General features: G+C 69.2%; 4 protein-coding genes. All 4 read left to right on the forward strand.

Going from position 1 to position 6,342, the window contains the following annotated elements; all coding sequences use genetic code 11:
• Positions 1 to 493: 493 nt before the first annotated feature.
• Genes ACFWEK_RS17325 through ACFWEK_RS17340 form a run of 4 tightly spaced genes read left to right on the forward strand, consistent with a single transcriptional unit; the run spans position 494 to position 6,332 of the window.
• Positions 494 to 1,477, forward strand: coding sequence for an ABC transporter permease (locus ACFWEK_RS17325; protein ID WP_430544590.1), 984 nt, complete (start codon positions 494 to 496; stop codon positions 1,475 to 1,477).
• Between the two features lie 16 nt (positions 1,478 to 1,493).
• Positions 1,494 to 2,429 (forward strand): ABC transporter permease, encoded by a 936-nt coding sequence (locus tag ACFWEK_RS17330; protein ID WP_430544589.1) that lies wholly within the window; start codon positions 1,494 to 1,496, stop codon positions 2,427 to 2,429.
• Complete coding sequence (locus ACFWEK_RS17335; protein ID WP_430544588.1) at positions 2,426 to 4,519, forward strand: dipeptide ABC transporter ATP-binding protein; 2,094 nt, start codon at positions 2,426 to 2,428, stop codon at positions 4,517 to 4,519. Before ACFWEK_RS17330 ends, ACFWEK_RS17335 begins: the two co-directional genes overlap by 4 nt.
• A gap of 49 nt (positions 4,520 to 4,568) precedes the next feature.
• Positions 4,569 to 6,332 (forward strand): ABC transporter family substrate-binding protein, encoded by a 1,764-nt coding sequence (locus ACFWEK_RS17340; protein WP_430544587.1) that lies wholly within the window; start codon positions 4,569 to 4,571, stop codon positions 6,330 to 6,332.
• Positions 6,333 to 6,342: the final 10 nt, after the last annotated feature.

The following is a 6,342-nucleotide window of genomic DNA, read 5'->3' on the forward strand; positions in this document are numbered from 1 at the left end:
GCTCCGCGCCTGGCTCACCCACCGCGCCCAGGACCACCCACGGGTGGGCCGGCCGCCGTCGTCCGTCGGCGCTCCGGCCCGATAGGTGGCCGGGACGACGATCGTGATCGAATCGATATGTTCACCGGTCCAGAACGCGCCGACCTGCAATTTTATCGGCCTTATGGTGTGTTCTGCGTCTCATCTCCGGTGCGCTGAACGCCCGTGTGACAAGACGTGAACCACGGCGAAACAGAGCGCGAGTAAGGTCAGCGACTGTTGCACAGGTCTATCGTGAGGCGCCCTGCCAAACCAGCCCGGCCTGCGCTTTCGTCATCAGTGCGCGCGGCCCGCACCCACGGGGCAGGGGCCACGCGCGTCGTCGGGCCACGAGCCCCCAGTGCACAGGGAAGTCCATGCGTGTCGCGCCTCTCGCCATGCTGACCGGGAACCAGCCACCCGGACGAGGGGGCACCCCCGTGCCCGCACCGACGAGCGTGGTCGGTCACGACTGATGGGCCGGTTCCTCCTGCGGCGTGGTGCGAACTACGTCGCGATGCTCTTCGTCGCCGTCTCGGCGACGTACCTGCTGGCCTCGGTCTTCATGGACCCCCGGTCCAACTACCTGTCGCGCAACCCGCGCCCGCCGATGGACTCCATCAACGCGTCCCTCACGGCGGCGAACATCAACGACGAGGACCCGCTGCTGCTGCGCTACTGGCGCTGGCTGACGGAGATCGTCCTGCACTGGAACTGGGGCCTGAGCCCCGACCAGGAGCCGGTGGCCAGCGCGGTCGCGACGCGGATCGGCGCGTCGACGCAGCTCGTCACGCTCGCCACGGTGCTCGCGATCGTCATCGGCGTCGCGATCGGCGTCTACACCGCGATCCGCCAGTACAAGTGGCAGGACCGCGTGCTCGGCGGCTTCGCGACCTTCTTCCTCGTGATCCCGACGGCGGTGCTCGCGCTGTTCGTCGTCATCGCCGCGATCTACATCAACGAGGCGCTCGGGTTCCGGTTGTTCTACGTCACCGGGTTGCACAGCTACGAGGGCGACAACCCCTGGTTGTGGCTGCTCGACCTGGCGCAGCACCTCATCCTGCCGACCATCGTGCTGACGATCATCGGCGCCGTGAGCTACCACCTCACGCAGCGCACGTACCTGCTCGACACGATGAAGGCCGACTACGTGCGCACCGCGCGGGCCAAGGGCCTGCCGCTGCACCTCGCGATCCGCAAGCACGCGCTGCGCACGTCGCTCATCCCGACGGCCGTCAACGTCGCGTTCTCGATCGCGACGGTGTTCACGGGCGCCGTGATCACCGAGACGATCTTCGCGATCAACGGCCTGGGCCGGTACTTCGTCACGACGATCGTCAACAACGACATCAACGGCGCGACGTGCATCGCGGCGTTCGCCGGCGTGTGCACCCTCGTCGGTGCGCTGCTGGCCGACCTCGTCGTCGCGTGGCTCGACCCGCGCATCAGGATCAGCTGAGAGGGGCTGGACAACCATGGCTGACTCCGAGCTGACCGTCACCGCCGCCGCCGTCCTCACGGCGGAGGACGAGCAGAGCACCGGGCTGCGGCGCACCGGGCGCTTCACCCTGATCGCCAGGCGTTTCGCGCGCCGCCCGTCCGCCGTCGTCGGGCTGGTGCTGCTGGTGCTGCTCGTCGTGTTCGCGTTCGTGGGCCCGCGCATCGCGCAGTGGGGCTACGACGAGCCCGACTTCCTCGCCCTCGCCCAGGCGCCGTCCGCCGAGCACTGGTTCGGCACGACGACGGGGGGGTCCGACGTCTTCGCCCTCGTGGCGCGCGGCCTCGGCCGCTCCCTCGCCATCGGCATCCTGTCGTCCGTGGCGATCACGGTGATCGCGGCGATCGTCGGCACCACCATCGCCTTCTTCGAGGGCTGGGTGGAGCGCGTCGGCATGTGGGTCCTCGACATGCTGCTGGTGATCCCGTCGTTCCTGCTCATCGCGATGATCGTGCGCTCGTCGTCCGGCGCCAACGGCTGGATCTGGCTCACGTTCGGCATCACGGTCTTCGGCTGGATCGGGTACGCCCGCGTGCTGCGCACCCTGACGCTGTCGCTGCGCGAGCTCGACTACGTGCACGCCGCCAAGTACATGGGCGTGCGGTCGTTCACGATCATCCGCCGGCACCTCATCCCGAACCTCGGGTCGGTGCTCATCATCCAGACCGTGCTCGGCGTGGTCGCCGCCGTGAACTCCGAGACGGCGCTGTCGTTCCTCGGCCTCGGCATCAAGGCGCCGGACACCTCGCTCGGCACCATCCTCCAGGCGGGGCAGAGCGTCATCCTCACCGCGCCGTGGGTGCTCATCGCCCCGTCGATCGCGCTGGTGCTGCTCACGTTCTCCGTGCAGCTCATCGGCGACGGCCTGCGCGACGCCATCGACCCGAACTCCCGGTCGGGAGGCCGAGCATGAACCCCGTCCTGAGCGTGCGCGACCTGCACGTGAGCTTCGCCTCGGAGGCCGGCACCGTCCGCGCCGTCCGCGGCGTCAACTTCGACCTCATGCCCGGGCGGACGCTCGGCATCGTGGGGGAGTCGGGATCCGGCAAGTCCGTGACGTCCCTGTCGGTCATGGGGCTGCTGGACGAGAACGCCCGCGTCGAGGGCTCCATCCGGCTCAAGGGCACGGAGCTGCTCGGGCTGAGCGAGCTCGAGCTGTCCAAGTACCGCGGCAACGAGATGGCGATGGTCTTCCAGGACCCGCTGTCCGCGCTGACCCCGGTCTTCTCCATCGGCGACCAGCTCGCCGAGGCCCTCGACCTGCACCAGGACCTGAACCGCAAGCAGGTCAAGGAGCGGTCGATCGAGCTGCTCGACCTGGTCGGCATCCCCAACCCGGCCGAGCGGCTGCGGGCGTACCCGCACCAGTTCTCCGGCGGCATGCGCCAGCGGGTGATGATCGCGATCGCCATCGCGAACGACCCCGACGTCATCATCGCCGACGAGCCCACCACGGCCCTCGACGTGACGATCCAGGCCCAGGTGCTCGACGTCCTCAAGAAGGCGCAGCGCGAGACCGGCGCCGCCGTCGTGATGATCACCCACGACCTCGGCGTCGTGGCCGGCGTGGCCGACGACGTCCTCGTGATGTACGCCGGCCGCCCCGTGGAGCAGGCGCCCGTCGACGAGCTGTTCGCCCGGCCCGCCATGCCGTACACGATGGGCCTGCTGGGCGCCGTGCCGCGCCCCGACCGCGGCGAGAGCCGTCGCCTCGTGCCGATCCAGGGCAACCCGCCGTCGCTGGTCGACCTGCCCGTCGGCTGCCCGTTCGCCGACCGCTGCCCGCTGGTCGAGGACCGCTGCCGCACGACCGAGCCCGACCTGCTGCCCGTCGCCGGCCGGCCCGAGACGCTCGCCGCGTGCGTGCGCGCCGACGAGCTCGCCGAGCAGGGCGTCACGTTCGAGGACGCCTACGAGGTGGCCGAGGCCGCCGAGTCGGAGCTCGAGGCGGTGCCCCGCGAGCAGCGCGAGGTCGTGCTCGAGGTCGAGGGCCTCAAGCGGCACTTCCCGCTCACCAAGGGCGGCTTCCTGCGCCGCCGCGTCGGCACCGTCAAGGCCGTGGACGGCGTCACGTTCGACGTGCGCGCCGGCGAGACGGTCGCGCTGGTCGGCGAGTCCGGCTCCGGCAAGACGACGACGCTGCTCGAGATCATGAAGCTCGAGGCGCCGCAGGGCGGCCGGGTCGCCGTGCTCGGCAAGAACCTCGAGGAGCTCTCGAAGCGTGAGCGCGCGGGGCTGCGGCGCGACCTGCAGATCGTGTTCCAGGACCCGATGAGCTCGCTCGACCCGCGCATGCCGGTCTACGACGTGCTCGCCGAGCCGCTCAAGGTGCACGGCTGGTCGCGTCAGAAGGTCAACGCCCGCATCGACGAGCTCATGAAGCTGGTCGGGCTCAACCCCGACCACGTCGACCGGTTCCCGTCGCAGTTCTCCGGCGGCCAGCGCCAGCGCATCGCCATCGCGCGGGCCCTCGCCGTGAACCCGCGGCTCATCGTGCTCGACGAGCCGGTGTCGGCCCTCGACGTGTCGATCCAGGCGGGCGTCATCAACCTGCTCGAGGACCTGCAGGCCCAGCTCGGCGTCGCGTTCCTCTTCGTCGCGCACGACCTGTCCGTGATCCGGCACATCTCCAGCCGCGTGGCCGTGATGTACCTGGGGCAGGTCGTCGAGTCCGGGGACACGGAGGCGGTCTTCACCGCGCCGCGCCACCCGTACACGCAGGCCCTGCTGTCGGCCGTGCCGCTGCCCGACCCGCAGCTCGAGCGCGGGCGCAAGCGCGTGGTGCTCGAGGGCGACCTGCCCAGCCCGGTGGAGGAGATCCCCGGCTGCCGCTTCGCGAGCCGCTGCCCCGTGCGCGCCACGCTGCCGGCCGACGACCAGCGGCGCTGCGACACCGTGCTGCCCGTGCTCACGGGCGGCGACGACCAGCTCGCCGCCTGCCACTTCCCGCTGACCAGGACGTCGGCGGGCCCCACAGACGTGCGGGAGACCACCCGCGCCTGACCCGTCCGGGTCATCTACCCCACCGGGTAGACGCTTCTCAAGGAGAATCATGACAACGATCCGCAAGAAGGGCGTCGGTGCGGTCGCTGCTGCCGCGGTGCTCGCGCTCACCCTGGCCGCGTGCGGCTCCGGCGGTGGCGACGACGAGGGCACGGCCAAGGGCAACGGCGACACGTCGATGACGACGCAGCCCGCCGACGGCGTCCCCTCCTCGTACAAGGGCGAGCTGCCCATGCCCGAGGCCGGCAAGGCGTACAACAACCCGCAGGACCGCGACGCGGTCGAGGACGGCGGCACGCTCACGCTGGCGACGTCCGAGGTCACGCCGAACTGGAACGCGTTCTCGGTCGACGGCAACACCCGCTACATGGGCGACTTCTGGAAGCTGTACCAGGCGTCGCTGTGGGACTACGACGTCGCGGGCAACCCGACGCCGAACCCGGACTACCTGTCGAACGTCGAGGTCACCAGCGAGGACCCGCTCGTCGTCACGTACGACGTCAACCCGAAGGCCACCTGGAACGACGGCACGCCGATCGACTGGACGGCCTTCGAGGCCACCTGGAAGGCGCAGTCGGGCACCATGAAGGGGTTCAACCCCGTGGGCACCACCGGCTACGACCAGATCAAGTCGGTGAAGAAGGGCAAGGACGACAAGCAGGTCGTCGTCACGTTCGACACGCCGTTCTTCCCGTACCAGTTCCTGTTCATCAACCTGATGCACCCGGACAGCCTGGACGCCAAGACCTACACCAAGGGCTGGGTGAACGAGCCGCACAACGAGTGGGCCGCCGGTCCGTTCATCGTCGACTCGCAGGACGAGACGCAGGCCACCTTCGTGCCGAACCCCAAGTGGTGGGGCGAGGCGCCGAAGCTGGAGAAGATCGTCTTCAAGCAGATGGACGACGCCGCCTCGATCAACGCCTTCCAGAACGGTGAGATCGACTCCGTCGGCGTCGCCGCGGCCGACCGCCTCAAGGTGGCGCGCGGCATGGACGACGTGCAGATCCTCATCAACTACGCCCTGTCGACCGGTGTGTTCACGCTGAACACCAAGGCCGAGGCGCTGCAGGACATCGCGGTCCGCAAGGCCGTGACGCAGGCGACCGACGTCTCCAAGCTCGCCGAGATCGACTTCCAGGGTCTCGGCTGGGAGGAGGACCCGGCCGGGTCCGAGGTCATGTCGCCGATCCAGGACGGCTACGAGAACAACATGCCGGCCGACGCCGCCTTCTCGGTGGAGAACGCCAAGGCGACGCTCGAGGGCGCGGGCTACACGCTCAACGAGGAGTCCGGCTACTACGAGAAGGACGGCAAGCCGGTCCACCTCAAGTACACCTTCTTCGGTGACAGCCCGACGCAGACCGCCATGGCGAACGCCGTGCAGGCGATGCTCAAGGCGGCCGGCATCGAGGTCGAGCTCGACAACCAGGACCCGTCGAAGTTCTCGGACACCGTCCTCGGCGGCAAGTACGAGATGCTGATCATGGCCTGGTCGTCCTCCGACCCGTACGGCTACAGCACCTCGGGCTGCCAGCTCTACTGCTCCGACTCGGACTCGAACTTCACGTACATCGGGACGAAGGAGATCGACGAGCTGATGAAGAAGCCGGGCACCATCGAGGACATCCCGGCCGCGATCACCGCCTTCAACGAGGCGGAGAAGAAGGCGCTGGAGCAGTACGGCACCTTCCCGATCGACTTCGGTCCGGAGATGACCGCTGTGAAGAAGGGCCTGGCCAACTTCGGCTGGCGCACCTCCGGGTTCGAGGGCCTCGCCCCGCACCCGGAGAACTGGGGCTGGCAGAAGTGACGCACCGCGT

It is taken from the genome of Isoptericola sp. NPDC060257, assembly GCF_042726645.1.
In the GTDB taxonomy this organism is placed as follows: Bacteria; Actinomycetota; Actinomycetes; order Actinomycetales; family Cellulomonadaceae; genus Isoptericola; species Isoptericola nanjingensis.